Genomic DNA, 22216 nt, shown 5'->3' with positions numbered 1-22216 from the left:
ACAATAGCGGCAGCAAAAAAGACGGACTGCCTTCCCCTCCTCACCCAGATAAGGCTAGGTAAAGTAAGGGAAGGCTCACATTTCACAAACCTGACGGGTCCACTCTAGTGGATCAACCCTGGATTCTATCCTGAATAATCTGCGACGCTTGATTCTTCAAATCGCTGATTTGCTGCATTAATGAGGACACCTTATCGGCATACTTCTGCTTCAATTCCATATCCTTCAGCGAGGCTAAATTGATATCAATGGTCAGCAGAGCTGATTGAGCAGCCGCTTCGAACAAAATGGCGCTGATGCCGAGATCGGAGATGACATTTTTGTTCGAGGTCTCTGCGATACTATAGGCACATTCAATACCAGTCCTGCACACCTCCATAAGCTGAACCGGGACTTCGATCGCGTTGATCGTAGCCTCATAGATCGTTTGCTTACGGGTTAGCTTCTCTTCCTCCGTCTCCTTCGGCAGCTTCAGAGCAGCCATATAATTGTTAAAAGAGGCGATATCGCCATCAAACAACTCCCTGCACTCCTCGCTCAGGCGGTTCATCGTATGGATCACTGCGAAGATTTGCGGTTCGATATCGGCAAACTTCTCCCCTTGCGACAAATTCCCTACCATCGAGGTCATTGCGGTACCGAGTACAGCTACAAGCGCTGCGACACTGCCACCGCCCGGTGTAGGACTCGAACTGCTTGCCTTACTTACGAAGCTATCAATGGAATCTTGCCATGTAATCTCACTCATGCTTGTCAGCCTCCTCACATTGAATCTCCATAGCCTTCAGTAGATTCTCGTACAAAATAGCGGTTGTTAATGTACCCACACCGCCCGGTACAGGCGATATCGCTTGAACATGGTCAGCCACGTCAGTCGCGACATCCCCTACCATCTTCCCATCCGCTTCATTAATCCCCGCATCAATAATAACCAGGTTTCCATGAACCATTTGCTTATTCACCACTTCGGCTCGTCCAACGGCTACGAAGGCGATCTCGGCATGACTTAAATGCGAAGCGATGTCTGGGGTACGAGAATGACATACGGTCACCGTGGCATTCTCCTGCTGCAGCAAATGAAATAACGGCATTCCTACCGTTTGCCCCCGACCAACCAATGTAACGTTCTTGCCTTCCAGGCTGTAGCCATAATGCTTAAGCAGCTTGATGCATGCCTGTGGTGTAGCAGGATAAAGCCCGGCTTCTCCAGTCACAGTAGCCAATTTATTCGCCGGTGTTACGCCGTCCACGTCCTTCTGTGGTGAAATCGCCTGTTCGATTTTAGCCGCGGAAATTTGCTTAGGCAGGGGTAGCTCCAGCATAATCCCGTGTACCTTCGGATCCTGATTCAACTTAGCAACCAGCTGCAGAACCTCCGCTTCCGTTACCTCCGCCTTAAAATCATGAAGCGTGAACTGAACTCCCAACTTCTCGGCGATTCTCTGCTTGGCCTTGGCATAATAGGCAGAGGCCGGATCTCCTTCAACCAGGATCGTTGCCATATGAGGCTGAATCCCATGGGTTTTCAGTTCCTCTACTTTTGCCCGAATCGTCTCATATTCTTGATCGGCCGCCTCTTTTGCCTTCATAAGCAATGTCATTTTAAGCATCCTCTCCATCATTTTGTTGGACTAATCTATCTACTTACTGCAGAAAAGCAAAAAAAGCATCAACGACCGACCCGTCAAATTGACGAGACGTCCGAAGATACTTTTCCCCAGGCGAACGGAAACGTTTATCAGCCGTATGCTCCCTCGTGGTTAATTCCACTTGCTTCGCCAGTCGCATACAGCACTATTTCTTTCATATTAGCAAAAATTTGAACGAATGAAAACCTGCAGTCGAAAAAATCCCATTTTAAACCAGTCTATGGTCGACAGAACCATTTTTCTATGTTATCTTACCTATTAATAAGGCATTTCGTTCCACCGAGAACGAAGTGCCTTAGCGCGTATTTATACGACTTTTTACATTAAATGTATTAAGGAGGGTGATGTGATGGTGCTCATGCTTCCCCAGCTACGGGGGGCGAAATCCGTAGTCATATAGACGATAGATTTTGAGGGCATTGAATACCAACTATTTCAGAGGAGTGTAGTACAATGAGAACATGTTTTCAAGTTGAAGAACGTATACCTATGAATCGAACGGGATTGAAGCGACTGAGGAACTCGGGGCGGCTTCCTGCTGTTGTATTCGGAGCTGGCACAGACAATCAGAACATTCATTTGTCGACGAAGGAATTCGGAAAATGGATAAGACGAGGCAGTGGCGGTATTATTGAACTGAATCTTGAAAATCATGACTCGATTCCTGTTCTTCTGGAGGCGATTCAGCGCGATCCGGTAACACAGGAATATATTCATGTGGATTTCCTGCGTGTCAAGAAAGATGAGCTTGTACGGACCAAGGTCAACATCGAGTTCGCTGGTACTCCGAGAGGTACGAAGCTGGGGGGAATCGTCCAAACCCAAAGTACCTTTATTGAAATCGAATCCTTCCCGGACAAGATTCCAGGTTCGATTATCGTAGATATCAGTCATCTTGAAATCGGGGAATCCATCCACGTTGGCGACATTGAGCTTCCAGATGGGCTCGTCCTGATCTCGGCCACGAACGAGCTGCTTGTCTCGGTAGTGACTCCGAAGGTTCAGACAGAGGATATCGAGGCAACCGTCGAAGCTTAATATATATCAGGAATTTTATCTCAGGCCCTTCGGATTTCCGGGGGGCCTGATTATTAGGAGGATACATCAGATGGGGAATGTTCCTTCACCCTATACCAATATTTATAAATCTCCGAATACCCTATCTTCTCATATAGTCGCAGGGCAGGCGCATTATTAGCAACCACCGCTAAATAGCTGTACCTAGCTCCATGCTGCTTGCCCCATTGCAGTAAATGAAGAATCATTTGTCCCGCATAGCCCTGATTCCGGTAATCCGGGTGCGTAACGATATCGAATAATCCGAGGTATTCCCTCTCTATCACTCCGAAGCCACAGGCCACGGCTCTACTATCAGCATACAAGCTAATCATAGTTTTACAGCCCTTGATATTGTCGAGCATTGTTGTCATCGTCGGTATATGCCGCTCCCCAACCTGACTCATTTGACAAAAATCATTGATCCACTCCAAGTCAGCCTCTTGGCTTAGCTTCACCGATCTCAATCGCGGCTGCCTGACATGCTTCAGATCCAGCACCTGAACACTAGTCATATCATGTTTTAAATATCCCCGTTCCGCTAACACTTCGTCCAAATGCGCCGGGTGTACAAATGGAGTTATTTTATAAATCACAGGGAGCTGTTGACCCCTGTACATTTTCTCGCACTCGTCTATCTTCAGTTGTAGATCATAGGTACAATCATAGATTGGACTTATCGAATTGGCTCGCTTTGTATAACCATTCGCGAACCGCAGCAGCCATCCATCATACAACAACGTCGATAACGATGGCCAATGATTCAATGATAATTCCTCAATCGATTTACTATCCATCAATGATCCCCCTCTAATCGCATTGAATTATAATACAATTATATGAATAAATATTCAATATATCAAAGCTTCACCTACTCCAGCAATCTTGCATAATCTTAAATTTACTGTTATATTACCAAAGATAGATTCCTAGATAGGAATCATTATTTTTACACAAGCAGGTGAATTGAACGATGGGTATTCTCAAAGAATTTAAAGAATTTGCCTTAAAAGGCAATGTACTTGATCTAGCTGTCGGGGTTGTCATCGGTGGCGCATTTGGTAAAATTGTTGCTTCTCTTGTCAGTGATGTGATTATGCCGCTGGTTGGTATTCTTCTTGGCGGTGTCGATTTATCCGGATTGGTGCTTAAGATTGGGGAAGCAAAGCTGACTTACGGCGTATTCCTACAGACAGTGATCGATTTCCTGATTATCTCAGCAGCTATCTTCCTGTTCATCAAGGCTATTAATAAATTCAAACGCAAAGAAGAGACTCAACCCGCTGCGGAGGAAGCTCCTAAGCCATCGAATGAAGAAGTCTTGCTCACGGAAATTCGCGATTTGCTCAGACAGCAAAATAACAAAGCGGCCGAATAACGATCAGCCAGATATCCTATTAAAACAGGATTTCTGGCTGTTTTTTCGGAAATACTAGAATTTTTTTACTGTAAAATATAGTAATATGTATAGCTATATGGTATATTCTGGATAGGACCAGAGAAAAATGTCGATATTTTAAGACAGCGCGTCCCCTACTTTTATGGAAAGTGAGGTGAACGGGCTTTTTTGTATTGTCATGATGAATCTCTTCTCTGCCAAATCACAAGATGAACCTATTTCATGATCTCACCTGCAACCTGCAAACCCACGCTTATAATCTGTAATTACAATGAAGGAGGGACAAGACAATATGAGAACGTGGATCAAGAAGAGCTGCTTGCTATCATTTAGTTTTTTGTTAGCGCTTACAGCGTATTCGGGATTCTCCTCATCTTCCCCTGTCGCCAATGCTTCCTCTGCCGACTACAACTACGCTGAAGCCCTGCAGAAATCGATCTATTTCTATGAGGCACAAAGGTCCGGGAAGCTACCAGCCAATAATCGCGTTGAATGGCGCGGGGATTCCGGACTACAGGACGGAGCGGATGTAGGACATGACCTGACCGGTGGCTGGTATGATGCCGGAGACCATGTCAAATTCGGCTTGCCCATGGCGGCAACCGCTACGATGCTAGCTTGGTCAGTATATGAATATCGCGAAGGGTATGAGAAGGCTGGACAACTGGATGAGATATTAGACAATATTCGTTGGGCAACAGATTATTTCGTCAAGGCCCATACCGCACCGAACGAATTATACGGACAAGTCGGCAACGGAACGACAGATCATAATTGGTGGGGCCCTGCCGAAGTTATGCAAATGCAGCGCCCATCCTATAAGATCGATGCGACGCATCCTGGCTCCGATCTAGCTGGTGAGACAGCCGCTGCGCTGGCCTCTGCTTCCATCATCTTCAAGGATAGCGACCCGGCATATTCGGACAAGCTGCTTCAGCATGCCCGGCAATTGTACAATTTCGCCGATCAATATCGTGGTAAGTATTCCGACAGCATTACCGATGCTAAGCAGTTCTACAATTCCTGGAGCGGATATGAAGATGAGTTGAGCTGGGGAGCTGTCTGGCTGTATCTTGCCACAGGTGAGCAGACCTATTTGGACAAAGCGATTGCGGCTAGCGATACATGGGGAACCAATCAGCAAGGCCTCTGGGATTACAAATGGACACATGCCTGGGATGACAAGCACTATGGTGCCCAGTTATTGCTCGCTCGAATTACCGGCGATCCGAAATTCGTAGCATCGGTTGAACGCAACATTCAGTTCTGGACGACCGGGATTAACGGAGAACGGGTCACCTATACCCCTGGCGGACTGGCTCATTTGGACCAATGGGGGGCGCTGCGTTACGCAGCTAATCAAGCTTTTATCTCATTTGTGTATTCCGATTGGGTGTCTGATTCTGCGAAGAAAATAAACGCGCGTTCATTTGCAGAACGACAAATTCTTTACATGCTTGGAGATAATCCACGTAACAGCAGTTATGTCATCGGCTATGGCAACAACGCTCCGCAGCACCCGCACCATCGAACATCTCACGGTTCCTGGGCTGATAGTCAGAACCTGCCGATCAATCATCGTCATATTCTGTATGGAGCTCTGGTCGGCGGCCCTGGAAGCAACGACGCTTATACTGACTCGATCAGTGACTATGTCTCGAATGAAGTTGCTACCGACTACAACGCCGGGTTCACCGGGGCGCTGGCGAAGATGATGATTCTGCATGGCGACGGACAGCAGCCTCTCGCGGGCTTCCCGGCTCCCGAAGTCCGCGATGATGAGATGTTCGTGGAAGCTTCCGTGAATGTCAGCGGCAGTAATTTCGTAGAGATTCGGGCGCTCCTTAATAACCGTTCCAGCTGGCCAGCGCGCGTCAGCGACGCGATGTCGTTCAATTATTATATCGACATTAGCGAAGCCATTGAAGCAGGTTATGGTCCGGAGGACATTACCGTATCCGCTGGTGGCTATAATCAGGGCGCTACGGTCTCTCCACTGCTTCCCTATGATGCAGACAACCATATTTACTATACAAAGGTAGATTTCTCAGGTACTCCGATCTATCCCGGAGGGCAATCCGCATACAAGAAAGAAGTTCAATTCCGGATCGCCGCCCCGCTAAATACCAACTTCTGGGATAACAGCAATGACTTCTCTTATCAAGGGATGCCGTCTAACAGCGTCGGACCAGCCAAGTCCCTCTATATTCCAGTCTTTGATGCAGGCGTACACGTCTTCGGCGAACTGCCGCAAGGCGGAGGCAATCCAGGACAACCTACGGTGCCCGCAGCCCCGAAGAACGTCAAAGCCACGGCCGGCAATGCACAGGTCCAGCTCACCTGGAATGCGACTTACTCAGCGGATGACTACTTGATTCAACGCTCCACAACAAACGGTGGCCCATATACTACCGTCGGAACGGTCAACTCTCCATCATTCACGGACACCGGACTGACAAACGGGACGACTTACTACTATGTCGTCGTTGCCAGAAATAGCGTCGGCAGCAGTCTGCCCTCCGCCCAAGCCATCGCTAAGCCGCACGAGGCTCCTGCACCGATCGAAGGCGATTTGAAGCTGCAATACCATGCCAATGATACGAATCCGAATGACAATCAGATTCGAGCTCAATTCCGGATCGTCAACACTGGCTCCGAGAGCATCGCCTTAAGCAATGTGAAGCTGCGCTATTATTACACCATCGATGGGGACAAGCCGCAGGAGTTCCATTGCGACTATGCCTATGTGGGCAGCGGCAATGTAAACGGCAACTTCGTTAAGATGAGTCCCGCAGCTCCGGGAGCCGATTATTACCTGGAGCTCTCCTTCTCGAGCGGAGCCGGCGTTCTCGCCCCGGGATCCAGCAGCGGAGACATCCAGGTGCGCTTCAACAAGACGGATTGGAGCAATTATAATGAGAGCGATGACTACTCCTATGACGGGACCCAGCAGTCCTATGCGGACTGGGAGCGGGCCACTCTGTACCAGAACGGAACGCTCATTTGGGGGATTGAGCCTTAATTCTTGTATACACGAATGTCTCATTAGAGGATTCAAATAATTTGAAGAAAGGTTGGTGACAGCTATGAAATCGACCGTATTCAAAAGATCCGTATCCATCGTCATGTCCGCCGCGCTACTCGTATCACTCATGACCGGCGTCTTCGGAATGGGCGCGAATAAAGCTTCCGCAGCTTCTCTGGAGGAGACCCGCTTCCTGCAGCTATATGCACAAATCAAAGATCCCGCCAATGGCTATTACTCCGCAGAAGGGATTCCTTACCATGCCATTGAGACACTGATGAGCGAAGCGCCTAACTATGGGCATATGACAACCTCAGAAGCGTACAGCTACTGGATGTGGCTTGAAGTGTTATACGGCTATTATACCGGTGACTGGAGCAAGCTCGAAGCAGCATGGGACAATATGGAGACTTATATTATTCCTATCAATGAAGGCGATGGTGTTCAGGAGCAACCGACGATGAACTACTACGATCCTAATAGCCCGGCTACCTACGCAGCCGAGTACGCTCAGCCAGACCAATATCCAAGCCAGCTTAGCGGTCAATACTCCCCTGGCAAGGACCCGCTCGATGCCGAACTGAAGGCCACCTACGGGAACAACCAGACCTATCTTATGCATTGGCTCGTGGACGTGGATAATTGGTATGGCTACGGTAACCTGCTCAATCCATCCCATACTGCAGCATATGTTAACACCTTCCAGCGGGGCGAGCAGGAATCAGTGTGGGAAGCGGTCCCCCACCCTTCTCAGGATGACAAGACTTTCGGTAAATCGGGTGAAGGCTTCATGACCCTGTTCACTAAGGAGAGCAACGCTCCTGCAGCGCAGTGGCGTTACACGAATGCGACCGATGCCGACGCCCGCGCCATTCAGGCCATGTATTGGGCAAAGGAACTGGGATATGATAACGAGGTTTATTTGCAAAAAGCCGAGAAAATGGGCGACTATTTACGCTACGGCATGTACGATAAGTACTTCCAAAAAATCGGCAGCGCCGCAAACGGCACCCCATCCGCCGGCACCGGCAAGGATGCCAGCCATTATCTGATGGCTTGGTACACAGCCTGGGGCGGCGGACTAGGACAAACCGGTAACTGGGCATGGCGCATCGGGGCAAGCCACGCACACCAAGGCTATCAGAACGTCGTTGCAGCCTACGCCTTATCCAATCCGGATGGCGGGCTCATTCCAGCTTCTCCGACAGCAGGGCAGGACTGGGCTACCTCCCTTACCCGCCAGCTTGAATTCTACACCTGGCTGCAATCCAATGAAGGAGCGATCGCCGGAGGAGCAACGAATAGCTGGAACGGTTCTTATGCGGCATATCCAGCCGGTGCCAGTACATTCTATGGAATGGCGTATGATGAAGCTCCAGTCTATCATGATCCTCCATCGAACAACTGGTTCGGCATGCAAGCCTGGCCAGTAGAGCGGATCGCAGAGCTGTACTATATCCTTGCTTCGAACGGCGATACAAGCTCAGCTAATTTCCAAATGGCCAAGCAGATCACACAGAAATGGGTAGACTGGTCCCTTGATTATGTCTTTGTGAACGAGCGCCCGGTAACGGACAGCGAGGGATATTATCTGGATGGTCAAGGCAACCGTGTGCTCGGCGGCAGCAACCCGCAGATCGCCACAGTCTCCGCTCCCGGCGAATTCTGGATTCCTAGCAATCTTGAATGGCAGGGTAAACCGGATTCCTGGAATGGCCTCAGCAGTTATACAGGCAATCCGAACTTGCATGTCACAGCCAATAATCCGGGACAGGATGTTGGTGTATTAGGCAGCTACATCAAGGCCCTTACCTTCTTCGCCGCGGCAACCAAAGTGGAGAATGGCAATTATACCGGATTGGGGTCGCAGGCCGAACAGGCTGCCAAGTCGCTGCTTGATACAGCCTGGGCCTACAATGACGGAATCGGCATAACTACTTCAGAGCCACGTGCTGATTACTATCGGTATTTCACTAAGGAGATTTATTTCCCAAGTGGATGGAGCGGCAAGTTTGGACAAGGCAATACAATTCCCGGCAGCAATACGGTTCCTTCCGACCCGGCCAAGGGTGGAAATGGTGTATATGCCAGCTACATCGATGTTCTCCCGAATATTCAAAATGATTCCTCATGGTCGTATTTATTGAATAAATACAACACCTCCTGGAACCCAACCACACAGAAGTGGGAAAATGGAGCGCCTGAATTCACCTATCACCGCTTCTGGGCTCAGGTAGATATGGCTACAGCCTATGCAGAATATGACCGCTTGATTCACGGCGGCGGCAGCGGTCCAGTAAATCCGACCGCCCCGAAGGCTCCTGCTAATCCCAAAGCAACTGCAGGAGATGCCAAGGTCGACCTGTCCTGGAGCAAAGCATCCGGTGCAGACAACTATACGGTTCATCGGGCAACTGTAAGCAGCGGCCCTTACACAGCAATAGCGACAATTACTGGCGCTTCATACACAGATACGAATGTCGTGAATGATACAACTTATTATTACGTCATCAGTGCAGCGAACGCCTTTGGTGAGAGCCCGTATTCCGCGGAGGTCAGTGCTACTCCGAAGGCGATTCCGGTACCTGCTACCGGTGATCTGGTCCTTCAGTATCGTACAAATGACACCAATCCGAACGATAATCAGATTCGCGCCCAATTCCGCATCGTAAATAATGGTGACACGCCAATCGCTCTAAGCAACGTCAAATTCCGTTATTACTACACGATCGATGGAGATAAGCCACAGGAATTCCACTGTGACTATGCCGCGCTCGGCAGCGGTAATATCATCGGCAATTTTGTCAAGCTGAATAACCCGGTAGCCGGAGCAGATTACTATCTGGAGGTCTCCTTTGGGCCGGGAGCGGGCAGTCTCGCACCTGGAGCAAATACCGGGGAAGTCCAAGTTCGGTTCAATAAGACCGATTGGAGTAATTACGCTGAGAGTGACGACTACTCCTATGACGCAACCAAATCGAATTACACCGATTGGGAGCGCGTTCCTGTATATCTGAACGGAGCACTCGTATCCGGCTTAGAGCCATAATTGGCTAATAAGTCCAACTTTAAGCAAGCAAAACCGTCCGGTAAGTTATTTACCGGGCGGTTTTGCTTGGAAAGAAATCCTTTACTTATAATTAGATATATATTAAATTAGATGTATGTTAAATTGAATTTAACAGCACTATATTGGCAGAGGTGATAGCTGTGCAACTAGATAAAATCGTTGCTTACCATAAAGCGTTGGCTGACCCGACCCGGATCAAAATATTGATCCTGCTGGCCGAGGGCGAGCTGAACGGGCAGGTGTTAGCCGAGAAGTTATTCGTTACGCCGGCCACGATCACGCATCATGCGGCCAAGCTTCGCGCCGCAAGTCTGATCCATGAACGCCGCGAGAAGAATACGATCTATTTCTCATTGAATCACTATTTCATCAACGCTTATGGAACCGCGACGGCCAACATCATTTATAAGAATGCGAATCAACTGCCTGAAGGAGAGGATCATCCAATGGAAGATCACAATCAAAAGCTCAAGCAATCTGTAATATCCAATTTCTTCACGGCAGCGGGAAGATTACAGCATATTCCGGCTCAACTGAAGAAGAAGTTAATCGTGCTGGAGCACATGATCGGCGGCTTAGAGCCAGGACGTAGCTATACTGAGAAAGAAATCAATGAATTCATTAAGCAATATCATGATGACTTTGCTACGATCCGGCGAGAGTTCATTATGCATCAATTCATGAGTCGCGAGAACGGAATATACACCATGAACCCTCTGGAGATGTGGATGAAATGGGAGACGTTGAAATAAACGAGACCGCCATTTTCGAATCCCAGTAAATCATACAGATGCCTCAAAGCAAAAAAACAACCACAATCCCTTAATCAGGACTATGGTTGTTTCTTAATTTATCTGCAGGTATTATTTACGTTCAATGATAATCCAGCCATCTGCATCCTTAGTTACTGTAGCTCCTAGCGATTCAGCAATGAAGCGAAGCGGTACATAGGTAGTACCATCACTATGAACGAATACAGGCTGTGGCAGTGTAACAGACTGACCACCGATTGTTGCCTTGTCGGAGCCAACTGTCAACACAATCTCCCGGCCGTTGAGATCATCGATAATAACGATTTGTTTGGAGCCCTTGGTCCACTTCACTTCTGCATCCAGTTGTTCGGACAAATAGCGCAGCGGTGCAAAGGATACATTTTTCTTGGAAATGATGCCGTCGTACTCATCCTCGGGATCAAGCCAAATCAGTTTCTCCGTGATCTTCAGATCATTCATGAGCGTCTTATACATCAAGGAGTCTGCTTCGAAATTACGCAGCAGCTGTCCTGGAGTAAAGTCTCCCTCTGTAATATCAAGAACACCCGCACTTGTATCGATCTTGTCGATCGATACTTCAGCGCCGTTATTCCAGATTTCGCTCTCCGTATGAAGCTTGATGGCCGAGAACGGAATATACTCATCTGCAGGAAGTGCGATGGCAAGATCAAGGTTTTGTTTGCGAATATTTTGTTTACCATCGAGGTAGAGATCCAAGTTCAGTGTGGAATTTTTGCCGAGTACCGTCGTCAGCTCTGGAGTTTCCTTCAGGACTTCTTCCAGACTGGCATCATAATCGTTCAGGAACTTATTCAGGCTCTCAATCAATTCACCATGGATCGCCCCAACAGCAGCTCCCTTAGAGCCAACCGGAAGATCCGTTCCTACATCATAACCCTCTTCTTCCATCGAAGTGAAGACCGGATAGAAAGTATCGTAGAAAGCGTTAATCAGTTCCTTTAGACCTGCCTCATCTTTCACTACTTCTGTCAAGAAAGGCTTAACCATCGCCAGCAGCTCTTCACCATTCACTTCAACGTGAAGATTCGTCAGAGCCAATGATTCTCCATTCACTTTGTCTTGAACCTGCTTCACAGACAGCTTCGTCGGATTAGGAGCATGGTTGATAGCGAATTGAACCACCTTCTGGGAGAAGCCTTGGATATTCTCTTCATATTGACTCATATCCGGGTATCCCAACTCGCTGTCATCCAGCGATATGTAGAGCGGTTGCTTAGCTCCTTCCAATTGAATAACCATTCCATGTTTGTCCATGGACAATTGATAAGGCAATTCCTTGCCTTGGAATCCAACAGACCCTTTTATTGATGCGGTATTTTTATCTTGAACTTTACCGCTGTCAATCGTAAGATACAAAGAATTAATCAGATCAATCATTTTCTGGTCTTCAGCAGATATGCCGGCCGCAGGTACGAGTTCGATCGAGATCTTCTGCTTCGACTCACTGGACGACGGGTTCATGCTGTTCGCGAGCGCTTTGTTGATATCAAGCCCTCCTACAGCCTGACAGCCAGTCAACATCACCAACAGCAATGCCATTGGGATCGCTAACCATTTCATTCTTTTGATCATTATCAATGAGTCCCCTTCCCTAGTTAATATATTCCATTATGTTTCAACGGACTTTACTTGTAAATAGATTTTCGAATTTTACGTGTCCATATGATAGATTCCATAGATTATCACATTCCCCCTCATATAAATATGCTATAATGACTGCGTATCAACCCTAAAAATTGAAGAAGTTCATGCAGCATCTGCATGAGAGAGGTTCGCGAACTCCCTCTATAAAAAACTAATGGCGCCCTGCCTTTTATTTCGCATGGGCTTGTTTTTTGTAATAGAGGTTGTTCAAAAAAGTTCTGACTTTTTGAACAAACACTAGTACAGTTCAAGAACTCTCTTTCTTCCGATTTCAAATTCAAGAAGAATGAGAGGTTTTTTTATGCTGAAAAATGAAAAGGCCGTCGTCGTCTTCAGCGGCGGTCAAGACAGCACCACCTGCCTATTCTGGGCACTACAGCAATTCCGTGAAGTGGAGGCCGTCACCTTCGACTACGGCCAGCGACATAAGCTGGAGATCGAATGTGCCAAAGGAATCGCCGCCGAACTTGGCGTGAAGCTGACCGTCCTGGATATGAGTCTGCTAGGCCAAATTACGCAGAACTCACTCACGAACAGCGACATGCCGATCGTTCAAGAGGAAGGCGAGCTGCCAAGCACTTTTGTCGAAGGACGCAACCATCTATTCCTGAGCTTTGCGGCAGTATTCGCCAAGGGCCGTTCCGCCCGGCATCTCGTTACCGGCGTATGTGAGACGGATTTCAGCGGGTACCCCGATTGTCGGGATGCCTTTGTGAAGTCGCTCAATGTCACACTTAACCTGGCTATGGACTACAATTTCGTCATCCATACCCCGCTGATGTGGATCGATAAGGCCGAGACATGGAAGCTGGCCGATGAGCTGGGAGCTTTTGATTTTGTCAGAGAACGTACATTAACTTGTTACAACGGAATCATCGGTGACGGCTGCGGGGAGTGCCCTGCCTGCAAGCTAAGAAAAGCCGGGCTGGAGAAATACCTAGAAATGCGCCAAGGGGAGATGTCCTTATGACCCGGTCCCCTGGAGAATTTCACATTGTAGACCGCCTGCAAGAATATGGACAGGATATACAACATGAGCAGCTTAGATACCACCAACGCCGTGTGCTAGTGAGTAAAGAATTCACCTTTGATGCTGCTCATCATCTACATGCCTATGAAGGCAAATGCAAGAATCTGCATGGTCATACCTATAAAGTAGTCTTTGGCATCAGCGGCATACCAAATGATATCGGCATTACTGTCGACTTCGGAGCGATCAAGACAATCTGGAAAGAAGAGATCGAGGGCTTCCTGGATCACCGCTATTTAAATGAGACGCTGCCGTTAATGAATACGACAGCCGAGAATATGGTCGTCTGGTTGTTTGAACGGATGGAGAATGCTCTGCAATCCGATGCCTACCGTTCTTCCATTCTTGGAGGGCGTACGGAATTCGTCCGTCTGTACGAGACGGGAACAAGCTATGCTGAAGCCAGACGGGAGTGGATGTATTGATGGGCGCGGTAAATAAGTCCCTGATTCCTGTTCTGGAGATCTTTGGACCAACCGTTCAAGGTGAGGGCATGGTCATCGGTCAAAAGACGATGTTCGTGCGCACCGCCGGATGTGACTACCATTGCAGTTGGTGCGACTCGGCCTTCACTTGGGACGGAAGCGCCAAGGAATCGATTCGACTGATGACTGCGGCGGAAATCTGGGAAGAGCTGCGGCAGATTGGGCAAGACCGCTTCTCTCATGTCACACTTTCTGGAGGCAACCCGGTTCTACTTCCGCAGCTGCAGTCTCTGATTGAATTGCTTCATCAACAGGGTATTACGCTAGCTATAGAAACCCAAGGCTCACGTTGGCAAGATTGGTTGGCCGAAGTCGAACAAGTCACCCTCTCTCCGAAGCCGCCAAGCTCCAAAATGAATACGGACTGGTCGAAGCTGGACGAGATCGTGAATAAACTTCGCAATCGCCCTGCCTCCTATATTATGAGTCTGAAGGTTGTCGTATTCGATGATCTTGATCTGAATTATGCCATAAAGGTGCATCAGCGTTATTCTGATATACAAATGTATATTCAAGTCGGCAATCCGGACGTGAACCGCATGGATACCCGGGACCATGCCAGTGATTTGCTGCAGCGCTATGAGCATTTGATCGATCGAGTTATGAACTCGTCAGAGCTCAATGACGTTAGGGTACTACCGCAGCTGCATGCCTTAGTATGGGGCAACAAACGCGGAGTCTAACTACCGAACTTTTTGAACACACTTCATCACATGACTCATATTTGAGGAGGATGTCTCTATGTCAGGAAGACAGCAGGAAGAAATGCAGAATGTTACCCTACTAGGTAATCAAGCCGTTAAATACCCGATGACCTATACACCAGAAATTTTAGAGAGCTTCGATAACAAGCATCCGTACCGCGATTATTTTGTAAAATTCAACTGTCCGGAATTCACGAGCCTCTGCCCCATTACTGGGCAGCCTGATTTCGCCACGATATATATCAGCTACATTCCCGACCTGAAAATGGTTGAGAGCAAATCGCTCAAGCTGTACCTGTTCAGCTTCCGCAACCATGGCGATTTCCATGAGGATTGCGTCAACATTATCATGAATGATCTGATTAAGCTGATGGAGCCCAAATACATTGAGGTATGGGGTAAATTCACCCCGCGTGGCGGCATTTCCATCGACCCATACTGCAACTACGGTCGTCCAGGGACGAAATATGAAGCGATGGCTGATCACCGACTGATGAACCATGATATGTATCCGGAGAAAGTCGATAACCGATAAATTAATAACCCAGATTCAGGAGGTACATCTATGTTACCGCAAATCTATATCGCCAGAAAAATACCCGTCGAGGTAGAAAATTATATTGCTGAACACTTCCGCTATAAAAAATGGGATCGCTTAGAACCTATTCCACGCGAATACTTATTTGAGCAGCTGGCTGATTGTGAAGGGTTGTTAACCTCTGGAACGCGGATCGATCAAGAACTGCTAGAACGCTCTCCAAAGTTAAAAGTAGTCAGTAATATTAGCGTCGGCTATAATAATTTCGATCTGGAAGCGATGCGGGGACGGAAGATCCTTGGAACGAACACGCCGAAAGTGCTTGATGATACGGTTGCTGACTTAATCCTCTCCCTGATGCTGTCTGTAGCACGCCGTGTCCCTGAACTAGATCGCTATGTTAGGGCCGGACACTGGTCAAGCAAGGACGATGAGAATATATTTGGTGTGGATGTTCATCACAAAACATTAGGCATCATCGGCATGGGTAATATCGGGCAAGCGGTAGCCCAGCGGGGCAAATGGGGATTTGGCATGAACATTCTATATCATAACCGTCATCCTAAGCCTGATGTTGAACAAGCCTTAGATGCAGCCTATCGTTCCAAAGAAGAACTACTGCGCGAGTCCGATTTTATCGTACTGATGACGCCGTTAACTCCAGAGACTAGACACTATATCGGTGAACGCGAATTCGCGATGATGAAGCCTTCTGCTGTATTTATCAATGCTTCCCGTGGAGCTACAGTGGATGAAGCCGCCTTGATCAATGCCCTTCGCCAGAAACAGATCTTCGGTGCTGGTCTGGATGTATTCGAGCAGGAGCCTGTCGATCCGAATAACCCGCTGCTAACGATGGACAATGTTGTGGTCCTGCCGCATATCGGCTCAGCGACCATGCAAACCAGGCTTAAAATGGGGATGCTTGCAGCGCGGAATTTAGTAGATGCCCTCTATGGCAGAAAGCCGTCCCATTTAGTTAAAGAGCTTCAGGAGCTATACGAATCATAAACGTCTCTAACGATCCTCGTAAAATAAAGCCCGCCTCTTCTGCGCCCCTGTCGATTCAGCTTCTAGAGCATCGGTCAGGGGCAGCAGCCAGGCGGGCTTCTCTTCATTTTATTTACACATGCTGTTCCGTAACTTCAGCAGCTTTCACCGCTTTCGGTTTAATCCGATCCTTCGGCATCAGAATGACTACAACAACGGACAATGCAGTAGGAATCAGGGCCCACAGGAAGGTATGGGCGATCGATGAAGACAATGCTCCAGTTATTTTCTCCAAAATCGGTGCTGGAATCAATGCCCTCTTCTCAGGACTTAACATATCCCTCGTATCTCCAAAGCTCTGTCCGGATTGCCCCATTCCTGCAAATGCCTCGGCCATATTATTCGCCAGCAGATTACGCTGAACGATCCCGAAGATCGTAATGCCGAGCGTCATACCAAGCGATCTCAGGAATGAGTTCGTTGAGGTAGCTGCTCCGCGCTGGCGGGCATCAAAGTGATGTACCGCAGCCATCCCAAGTACAGAGAACGAGAAGCCTACCCCGAACCCGGTCAAAATACTGTACAAGGTCAACAGAGTACGGGATGAATCGCCAGTTAGCGTACTCAGGGCAAATATCCCCCCTAAGAAGAACACCACAGAGATCATCATTACACTGCGGTAGGACATTTTTGAGGTTAAGATTCCGCCCATCATACTGCCAAATACAGAGCCCAGCATCATCGGCATCAGAATGATTCCTGAATTCGTCGCCGTTCCACCGTATACCCCTTGCACATAGATTGGAATATATACCGTTGCAATAATAAATACACTACCATAGAACAGCGCTAGCAAGCTGCTTGTAGCATACAATGGAATTTTGAACATGGAGAACGAAATGACTGGCTCCTTAGCCCGTACCTCCACTAGCAGGAAGGCAACGAACAATACTGCGAATCCAACAAACAGGCTGATAATGACAACGGAATTCCAGGCATATTTCTCTCCGCCCAGTTCAAGAGCAAACATCAGGCACACGACAGCGCCGACCAGCGTAAACGCTCCGCCCCAGTCAATCCGTTGTTTCTCATGCGTCAGCGATTCATGATAGAACGCGATAATCAAGCCAAGAGCGACAATACCGATAGGTACATTAATATAGAAAACCCAGTTCCAGCCAAGATGATCTGTAATGAACGCACCGAGCAGCGGACCGAATATACTCGAAGTACCGAATACAGCCCCCATTAGGCCCGTCATTTTACCACGCTTCTCAATCGGAAAGATATCGTAAATAATCGTAAAAGCAATCGGCATCAGCGCACCGCCGCCAATCCCTTGAATCGCCCGGAAAATACTAAGTTGAACAATACTCGTTGCAATTCCGCATAGCACTGAACCGAGAATAAACGTCACGATACCAAAAATAAAAAACCGTTTCCGTCCGTACATATCGGACAGCTTGCCGAAGATCGGCGTCCCTGCCATAACTGCTACCATATATGCGGAGGTGACCCATACGAACTGATCCATCCCGCCTAGCTCGGAGACGATCGTTCCCATCGCCGTTGTTACGATCGTATTGTCCATGGCTGACATTAGAATGCCGAGCAGCAACCCGAACAATATGAACTTGGTCTTGTCCTTTCTCTCAGCGATCACTTTGCATCCTCCCAATAACTAAAATTTGAATAACAATCTCATTGTATGTAGGAATGCAACAAATGTAAATAACTCTCAAACATTTTTTGTCAATCCTTATGACCAATATCATGATGCATTAGAACTATATCGGACTCTCCCCACACACATCCTTTGTTGCCAGAGCCCTCCATTCATCGAACTACCGTGAACGACTCAATTAGCCTATAATAATATTGAATAGTTATCTGAGAAAGGAAGTATCAATCAACCATGAATTCTAAATGGTCTGGACTTGAACAAAATATGAAGCAATCCGGTATCGACACTATGCTCATTACGGATCCCAAACATGTATATTACTTAACGGGCTTTCTAAGCGATCCCCATGAGAGATTCCTGGGAGCCGTGTTGCAGACTGGCCATGAGCCTTTCCTGCTCGTTCCCGCCCTCGATGAAGAAGCCGCCCGTACGGCGTCGGATATTACCGACATTATCACGCATCAGGATACCGATAATCCTTATCAAATATTAGCGGCAAAGGTACAAGGTAAGATCAGTACAATGGGCCTCGAGAAAGAAAACCTGTCCATGGCGCGCTATGAAGCGTTGCAAGAAGCCCTCTCCTTCTCAGCAAGCTTCGATGTAGGTCCTTGGCTTCGGGAGCTGCGGATGCATAAGTCTCCGGAGGAAGTCGGCAAGCTGCGCCACGCCATTTCCCTGATCGAGCAAGTATTGCAGGAGGCTCTCAAGCAAGTGAAGGAAGGAGTGTCCGAGAATGAATTGGTAGCTGAGGTTGAATACCAGATTCGCAAGCTTGGAGCAGACGGTCCTTCCTTCGACTCGATGGTATTATTCGGTGAGAATGCCGCACTTCCACACGGAGTACCAGGCAAAAGACAGCTGCACCGTGGCGATCTAGTCATGTTCGATATCGGGGTCTACGCAGACGGTTACGCTTCGGACATTACTCGTACCTTCGCCTATGGAAATATCACGGAAGAACAGACCCGAATCTACAATACTGTACTTGCCGCTAATGAAGCGGCGATTGCCCAGATTCGCCCTGGCGTTACTTTCGCTTCGATCGATAAAGCTGCCCGAGATTTGATTACCGAGGCTGGTTACGGGGAGTATTTCCTGCATCGCCTTGGTCATGGGCTCGGCATCGATGTTCATGAATTCCCATCCGTACATGGATTGAATGAGCTCACGCTCTCAGCTGGCAACGTCTTTACCGTCGAGCCTGGTATCTATGTTCCCGGTATCGCCGGCGTCCGGATTGAAGACGATGTGCTTGTTACCGAATCCGGCGTTGATGTGCTGACTCAATTTCCGAAGCAGCTCACTTTTATCGACTAATCTACAAAAGCAAGGGCTGTGCTTTAGCAACAACAAAACCTCCAAGACACGCGAATGCGGCCCTGGAGGTTTTGTGATTTTATTTGACTTGATCGAGTTCCGGTTCACCGTCTGGATGGAAGTTACGCGCGATGTACAGAAATGGCGTACCCACCGCAGTCAGCGCAAATTTTATTATATAAGTAGTGAACAGGATTTCGAGCCATACGTCGAAGCTGTATTTACCAATGAAGGCAATCGAACAGAAGATCAGCGTATCGACAAAGGAACTGATCATCGTGCTTCCGTTGTTCCGGATCCAGAGTTGATTGCGCAAAGGATAGAAACGGCGAATCCAAGAATACAGGCGGACATCGAGAAACTGACTGATGAAATAAGCTGTCAAACTACCCAGCGCCAATCTTGGCATTAACCCGAAGATCGTCTTAAGCGAATCTTGCGCCAGATCACCTGGCTGCGGCTGGAACACAAGAACCATCTGCATAAGAATCGTCGTCATTATCAGCGTGAAGAACCCGAACCATACCGCCTTCTTCGCCTCTTGACGCCCATACTTCTCATTCAGTAAATCACTCGTCAAATATAGGCTTACATACATCGTATTGCCAAGCGTCATTACAATTCCGAACATATCAATTGTCTTAACGACTTGAATATTGGCGATGACCGTGGCAACCCCGATCCAGGCATATAACCCCTTCTTTCCGAACCAGCGATAACAGATCAAGAAGAAGGTTAAATTTACGAGCATATATATAAGGCCCCAGAAAAAGTTAAACATAACATGCCTCCTAGTTTTGGTTACGCGGGATGGTTACGAACCGCGGCTGATTTTCAATCAGCATTTTCTACGATAACATAGCTTTTCGCAAGTTGCCACCCTATTATTTCTTCCATTATAGAGGTTGTGCAGAAAGTTCGTTTTTAATCAAATAAAATTGATTCAGGAAATGGTCAAAATTCACTTTCTCGAAACAATGAAATCGCTATCATTGAAAAAATGAATAATATCATTGTTTAAACGTTTCATTTTGTCTTACAATACTTTTATATGTCTTTTTTTCCAATTGAACTACATAAACAGGAATAAAGAACTAGATTAATAGAAACTCAGGGGGATATAATGCGAAAATTCAAACATTCCATTGGTCGCAAATTTATGCTGACATTTGCGGTCATCACAATCCTGTCATCCATTTTATTCAGTACAACTTTCTACTTTATCGCCATGAGCATTATTGACGAGAATGTACTTCCTCAATTCGATGAGGTTCTGCATACAAGCTCCAGGGATATTTACAAAGGACTTGATAATTCGCAGGCTCTCCAGCTTATTAAAGGAAGCGAAAATTCACGCTTTGCCGTAGAGTCCTATCTCAGCAAAAAGGTTGAGGAATTCCATCTGCATACCGCCTATATTCTCGATGTCAAAGAAGATAAGGCCATCGTGATTGGAATTAATAAAGATTCGATCATGAAGGTTGGGGACGAGCTTGATATCCAGGAAGCGATGAAGGTGAAAGATCCTGGCAAACTGAGCGTTAGCGACCTGTACAGTGATCAATATGGCGTGCACAAAACTGCATATATCCGCCTGTCTGGAAGCACAGCTGTTCTAGCTGTAGGTATGGATGCGAACTTCATCAAACAGAAGGAAGATCAAATTCTGTGGACCGGAATCGTAATCGCTGCCATTGTTATCGTTCTGGCTCTGATCGCGGCTTATGCGAACAGCAGACGCATCATCAAACCGATTAAGAGATTGGCCGCCGTAACTACGCAAATGGCACAGGGAGATTTAACTCAACAGATTACCATTACGGGACGTGATGAGATCGCTGAGCTCTCTGCCAGCTTCCAAACGATGATTACGGAGCTAAAAGAAATGATCACCAAGGTTCAAAATAGCTCCCATGGCGTTATCCAAGGCTCCGATCAGATCTATCAGTCTGTGAACACCTTCCAGCAGTTGATTGAGCATTCCGGCAACTCGATGCAGGAAATTGAAAAAGGCAGCACCGTAATCGCCGGGGCGGCCGCAGAGAATGCCCGTGCAATGGAAGAGATTTCGCTAGGGATCCAGCATATCGCCGGTTCCTCCGCTGAAGTAACAGAGCGCATTGGTCAAGCTTCAAATGAGGCTGACAACGGGAATGAGCTGGCCAAGTCGGCGACTGGGCAGATGCGCCTTGTCGAGCAGGCCGCAGCATCATTGCTCACACATATTTCAACCTTGAACGAACGTGCTTCATCCATCATTCAAGTCGTAGACCTGATCTCAAGTATTACGAAACAGGTTCATATCTTGGCTCTGAATGCGGCGATTGAAGCAGCACGGGCTGGAGAGCATGGCAAAGGCTTCTCCGTCGTCGCCGAAGAAATTCGCCTGCTTGCTGAACAGACGAAGGATGCCACAACGAAGATCAGCGAATACTTATTAAGCATCCAGGAAGAGACTGTAAGCTCGATGCAGACGATGCAGCGTGCTACTAATGAGATTAGTTCCGGTACGGAGCAAGTGAATCAGGCAGAGCTGGCGTTCAGCCATTTGACCGAGCTGATCTCGGAGATTAACTCAAGTGTTCAATCTGTCTCGGCGGCAACCGAGGAAATCTCGGCCAGCACAGAAGAAGTAACTGCCTCTGTTGAGGAATCGGCCAATATTACCGGAAAATCTCTTCTCAGTATCGAAGAAATCTCCAATAACACCAGCCGGCAAATCGAAGAAATGAAGAACCATGTCGGAGCTATTGAACAGCTCCATCAGCATGCTCTTTCCTTGAGAGAGGCTATAAATAAATTCAAAGTTTAAGAGGGACAGATCATAC

General features: G+C 47.7%; 18 protein-coding genes and 2 riboswitches. Of the genes, 12 read left to right on the top strand and 6 right to left on the bottom strand.

Going from position 1 to position 22216, the window contains the following annotated elements; genetic code table 11:
- Positions 1 to 112: 112 nt before the first annotated feature.
- Both ABD014_RS06820 and ABD014_RS06815 read right to left on the bottom strand, forming a co-directional pair.
- Positions 113 to 748, bottom strand: coding sequence for a cyclodeaminase/cyclohydrolase family protein (locus ABD014_RS06820; RefSeq protein WP_343859078.1), 636 nt, complete (start codon positions 746 to 748; stop codon positions 113 to 115).
- Positions 741 to 1601, bottom strand: a complete 861-nt coding sequence (locus tag ABD014_RS06815) for a bifunctional 5,10-methylenetetrahydrofolate dehydrogenase/5,10-methenyltetrahydrofolate cyclohydrolase (RefSeq protein ID WP_343859075.1) — start codon at positions 1599 to 1601, stop codon at positions 741 to 743. The genes ABD014_RS06820 and ABD014_RS06815 overlap by 8 nt, the downstream gene beginning before the upstream one ends.
- A 107-nt stretch (positions 1602 to 1708) precedes the next feature.
- Positions 1709 to 1796: riboswitch (ZMP/ZTP riboswitch) on the bottom strand.
- Positions 1797 to 2102: 306 nt separating this feature from the next.
- Between ABD014_RS06815 and ABD014_RS06810 the strand changes: the two genes are divergently transcribed.
- Positions 2103 to 2687, top strand: coding sequence for a 50S ribosomal protein L25 (locus tag ABD014_RS06810; RefSeq protein ID WP_343859073.1), 585 nt, complete (start codon positions 2103 to 2105; stop codon positions 2685 to 2687).
- Between the two features lie 53 nt (positions 2688 to 2740).
- Here the strand turns inward: ABD014_RS06810 and ABD014_RS06805 are convergent, their stop codons facing one another.
- Positions 2741 to 3502, bottom strand: a complete 762-nt coding sequence (locus ABD014_RS06805; RefSeq protein WP_343859071.1) for a GNAT family N-acetyltransferase — start codon at positions 3500 to 3502, stop codon at positions 2741 to 2743.
- Positions 3503 to 3684: 182 nt separating this feature from the next.
- Between ABD014_RS06805 and mscL the strand changes: the two genes are divergently transcribed.
- The 4 genes from mscL (at position 3685) to ABD014_RS06785 (ending at position 10951) form a co-directional block, all read left to right on the top strand.
- Complete coding sequence (gene mscL / locus ABD014_RS06800) at positions 3685 to 4083, top strand: large conductance mechanosensitive channel protein MscL (protein ID WP_343859720.1); 399 nt, start codon at positions 3685 to 3687, stop codon at positions 4081 to 4083.
- 313 nt (positions 4084 to 4396) lie between these two features.
- Positions 4397 to 7126: a glycoside hydrolase family 9 protein gene (locus ABD014_RS06795; RefSeq protein WP_343859069.1), complete on the top strand. Its 2730-nt coding sequence runs from the start codon at positions 4397 to 4399 to the stop codon at positions 7124 to 7126.
- A gap of 64 nt (positions 7127 to 7190) precedes the next feature.
- A complete protein-coding gene (locus ABD014_RS06790) occupies positions 7191 to 10178 on the top strand; it encodes a glycoside hydrolase family 48 protein (RefSeq protein ID WP_343859066.1) in 2988 nt (995 codons plus the stop codon).
- A 161-nt stretch (positions 10179 to 10339) separates the two neighbouring features.
- Complete coding sequence (locus ABD014_RS06785; RefSeq protein ID WP_343859062.1) at positions 10340 to 10951, top strand: DUF2087 domain-containing protein; 612 nt, start codon at positions 10340 to 10342, stop codon at positions 10949 to 10951.
- Positions 10952 to 11062: 111 nt separating this feature from the next.
- Here ABD014_RS06785 and ABD014_RS06780 read toward each other — a convergent pair whose 3' ends face one another.
- Positions 11063 to 12565 carry a copper amine oxidase N-terminal domain-containing protein gene (locus ABD014_RS06780; RefSeq protein WP_343859059.1) on the bottom strand — a complete coding sequence of 501 codons (1503 nt, stop codon included), beginning with the start codon at positions 12563 to 12565 and terminating at the stop codon, positions 11063 to 11065.
- Positions 12566 to 12754: 189 nt separating this feature from the next.
- Positions 12755 to 12798: riboswitch (PreQ1 riboswitch) on the top strand.
- Positions 12799 to 12941: 143 nt separating this feature from the next.
- Between ABD014_RS06780 and queC the strand changes: the two genes are divergently transcribed.
- The 5 genes from queC to ABD014_RS06755 are packed head-to-tail and all read left to right on the top strand — an operon-like array spanning position 12942 to position 16405.
- Entirely contained in the window at positions 12942 to 13607 is a 666-nt protein-coding gene (queC, locus tag ABD014_RS06775; protein WP_343859716.1) for a 7-cyano-7-deazaguanine synthase QueC, read from the top strand.
- Positions 13604 to 14092 carry a 6-carboxytetrahydropterin synthase QueD gene (gene queD, locus ABD014_RS06770; RefSeq protein ID WP_343859057.1) on the top strand — a complete coding sequence of 163 codons (489 nt, stop codon included), beginning with the start codon at positions 13604 to 13606 and terminating at the stop codon, positions 14090 to 14092. Before queC ends, queD begins: the two co-directional genes overlap by 4 nt.
- On the top strand, positions 14092 to 14835 hold the full coding sequence (gene queE, locus ABD014_RS06765; protein WP_343859055.1) for a 7-carboxy-7-deazaguanine synthase QueE: 744 nt from the start codon (positions 14092 to 14094) through the stop codon (positions 14833 to 14835). The genes queD and queE overlap by 1 nt, the downstream gene beginning before the upstream one ends.
- Positions 14836 to 14893: 58 nt before the next feature.
- The gene (gene queF / locus ABD014_RS06760; protein ID WP_343859053.1) at positions 14894 to 15391 is read left to right on the top strand and encodes a preQ(1) synthase; all 498 of its coding nucleotides are present in this window, start codon (positions 14894 to 14896) and stop codon (positions 15389 to 15391) included.
- A gap of 30 nt (positions 15392 to 15421) precedes the next feature.
- Entirely contained in the window at positions 15422 to 16405 is a 984-nt protein-coding gene (locus ABD014_RS06755) for a 2-hydroxyacid dehydrogenase (protein WP_343859051.1), read from the top strand.
- Between the two features lie 112 nt (positions 16406 to 16517).
- Here the strand turns inward: ABD014_RS06755 and ABD014_RS06750 are convergent, their stop codons facing one another.
- On the bottom strand, positions 16518 to 18044 hold the full coding sequence (locus tag ABD014_RS06750) for an MDR family MFS transporter (RefSeq protein ID WP_343859714.1): 1527 nt from the start codon (positions 18042 to 18044) through the stop codon (positions 16518 to 16520).
- A 255-nt stretch (positions 18045 to 18299) separates the two neighbouring features.
- Here ABD014_RS06750 and ABD014_RS06745 point away from each other — a divergent pair, with 255 nt between their 5' ends.
- Positions 18300 to 19388 carry a M24 family metallopeptidase gene (locus tag ABD014_RS06745; RefSeq protein ID WP_343859049.1) on the top strand — a complete coding sequence of 363 codons (1089 nt, stop codon included), beginning with the start codon at positions 18300 to 18302 and terminating at the stop codon, positions 19386 to 19388.
- A gap of 79 nt (positions 19389 to 19467) precedes the next feature.
- On the opposite strand, the gene ABD014_RS06740 is transcribed toward ABD014_RS06745, so the two are convergent.
- Entirely contained in the window at positions 19468 to 20169 is a 702-nt protein-coding gene (locus ABD014_RS06740; protein ID WP_251408394.1) for a queuosine precursor transporter, read from the bottom strand.
- Between the two features lie 342 nt (positions 20170 to 20511).
- On the opposite strand from ABD014_RS06740, the gene ABD014_RS06735 reads away from it, so the two are divergent.
- The gene (locus ABD014_RS06735; RefSeq protein ID WP_343859046.1) at positions 20512 to 22200 is read left to right on the top strand and encodes a methyl-accepting chemotaxis protein; all 1689 of its coding nucleotides are present in this window, start codon (positions 20512 to 20514) and stop codon (positions 22198 to 22200) included.
- Positions 22201 to 22216 lie beyond the last annotated feature (16 nt).

The sequence above is a fragment of the Paenibacillus motobuensis genome (genome assembly GCF_039521865.1).
GTDB classification, from domain to species: domain Bacteria; phylum Bacillota; class Bacilli; order Paenibacillales; family Paenibacillaceae; genus Fontibacillus; species Fontibacillus motobuensis.
The sequence above is the reverse complement of the archived record's forward strand: the minus strand, read 5'-3'. Positions and strand labels throughout refer to the sequence as shown.

What these genes read in the sequence shown, in the direction of transcription:
- ABD014_RS06795 (WP_343859069.1), top strand. Translation starts at nt 4,397, where the DNA reads ATGAGAACGTGGATCAAGAAGAGCTGCTTGCTATCATTTAGTTTTTTG.
- ABD014_RS06790 (WP_343859066.1), top strand. Translation starts at nt 7,191, where the DNA reads ATGAAATCGACCGTATTCAAAAGATCCGTATCCATCGTCATGTCCGCC.
- ABD014_RS06755 (WP_343859051.1), top strand. Translation starts at nt 15,422, where the DNA reads ATGTTACCGCAAATCTATATCGCCAGAAAAATACCCGTCGAGGTAGAA.
- ABD014_RS06820 (WP_343859078.1), bottom strand. Translation starts at nt 748, where the DNA reads ATGAGTGAGATTACATGGCAAGATTCCATTGATAGCTTCGTAAGTAAG.
- queD (WP_343859057.1), top strand. Translation starts at nt 13,604, where the DNA reads ATGACCCGGTCCCCTGGAGAATTTCACATTGTAGACCGCCTGCAAGAA.
- queF (WP_343859053.1), top strand. Translation starts at nt 14,894, where the DNA reads ATGTCAGGAAGACAGCAGGAAGAAATGCAGAATGTTACCCTACTAGGT.
- ABD014_RS06740 (WP_251408394.1), bottom strand. Translation starts at nt 20,169, where the DNA reads ATGTTTAACTTTTTCTGGGGCCTTATATATATGCTCGTAAATTTAACC.
- ABD014_RS06780 (WP_343859059.1), bottom strand. Translation starts at nt 12,565, where the DNA reads ATGATCAAAAGAATGAAATGGTTAGCGATCCCAATGGCATTGCTGTTG.
- ABD014_RS06735 (WP_343859046.1), top strand. Translation starts at nt 20,512, where the DNA reads ATGCGAAAATTCAAACATTCCATTGGTCGCAAATTTATGCTGACATTT.
- ABD014_RS06815 (WP_343859075.1), bottom strand. Translation starts at nt 1,601, where the DNA reads ATGACATTGCTTATGAAGGCAAAAGAGGCGGCCGATCAAGAATATGAG.
- queE (WP_343859055.1), top strand. Translation starts at nt 14,092, where the DNA reads ATGGGCGCGGTAAATAAGTCCCTGATTCCTGTTCTGGAGATCTTTGGA.
- ABD014_RS06745 (WP_343859049.1), top strand. Translation starts at nt 18,300, where the DNA reads ATGAATTCTAAATGGTCTGGACTTGAACAAAATATGAAGCAATCCGGT.
- ABD014_RS06805 (WP_343859071.1), bottom strand. Translation starts at nt 3,502, where the DNA reads ATGGATAGTAAATCGATTGAGGAATTATCATTGAATCATTGGCCATCG.
- ABD014_RS06810 (WP_343859073.1), top strand. Translation starts at nt 2,103, where the DNA reads ATGAGAACATGTTTTCAAGTTGAAGAACGTATACCTATGAATCGAACG.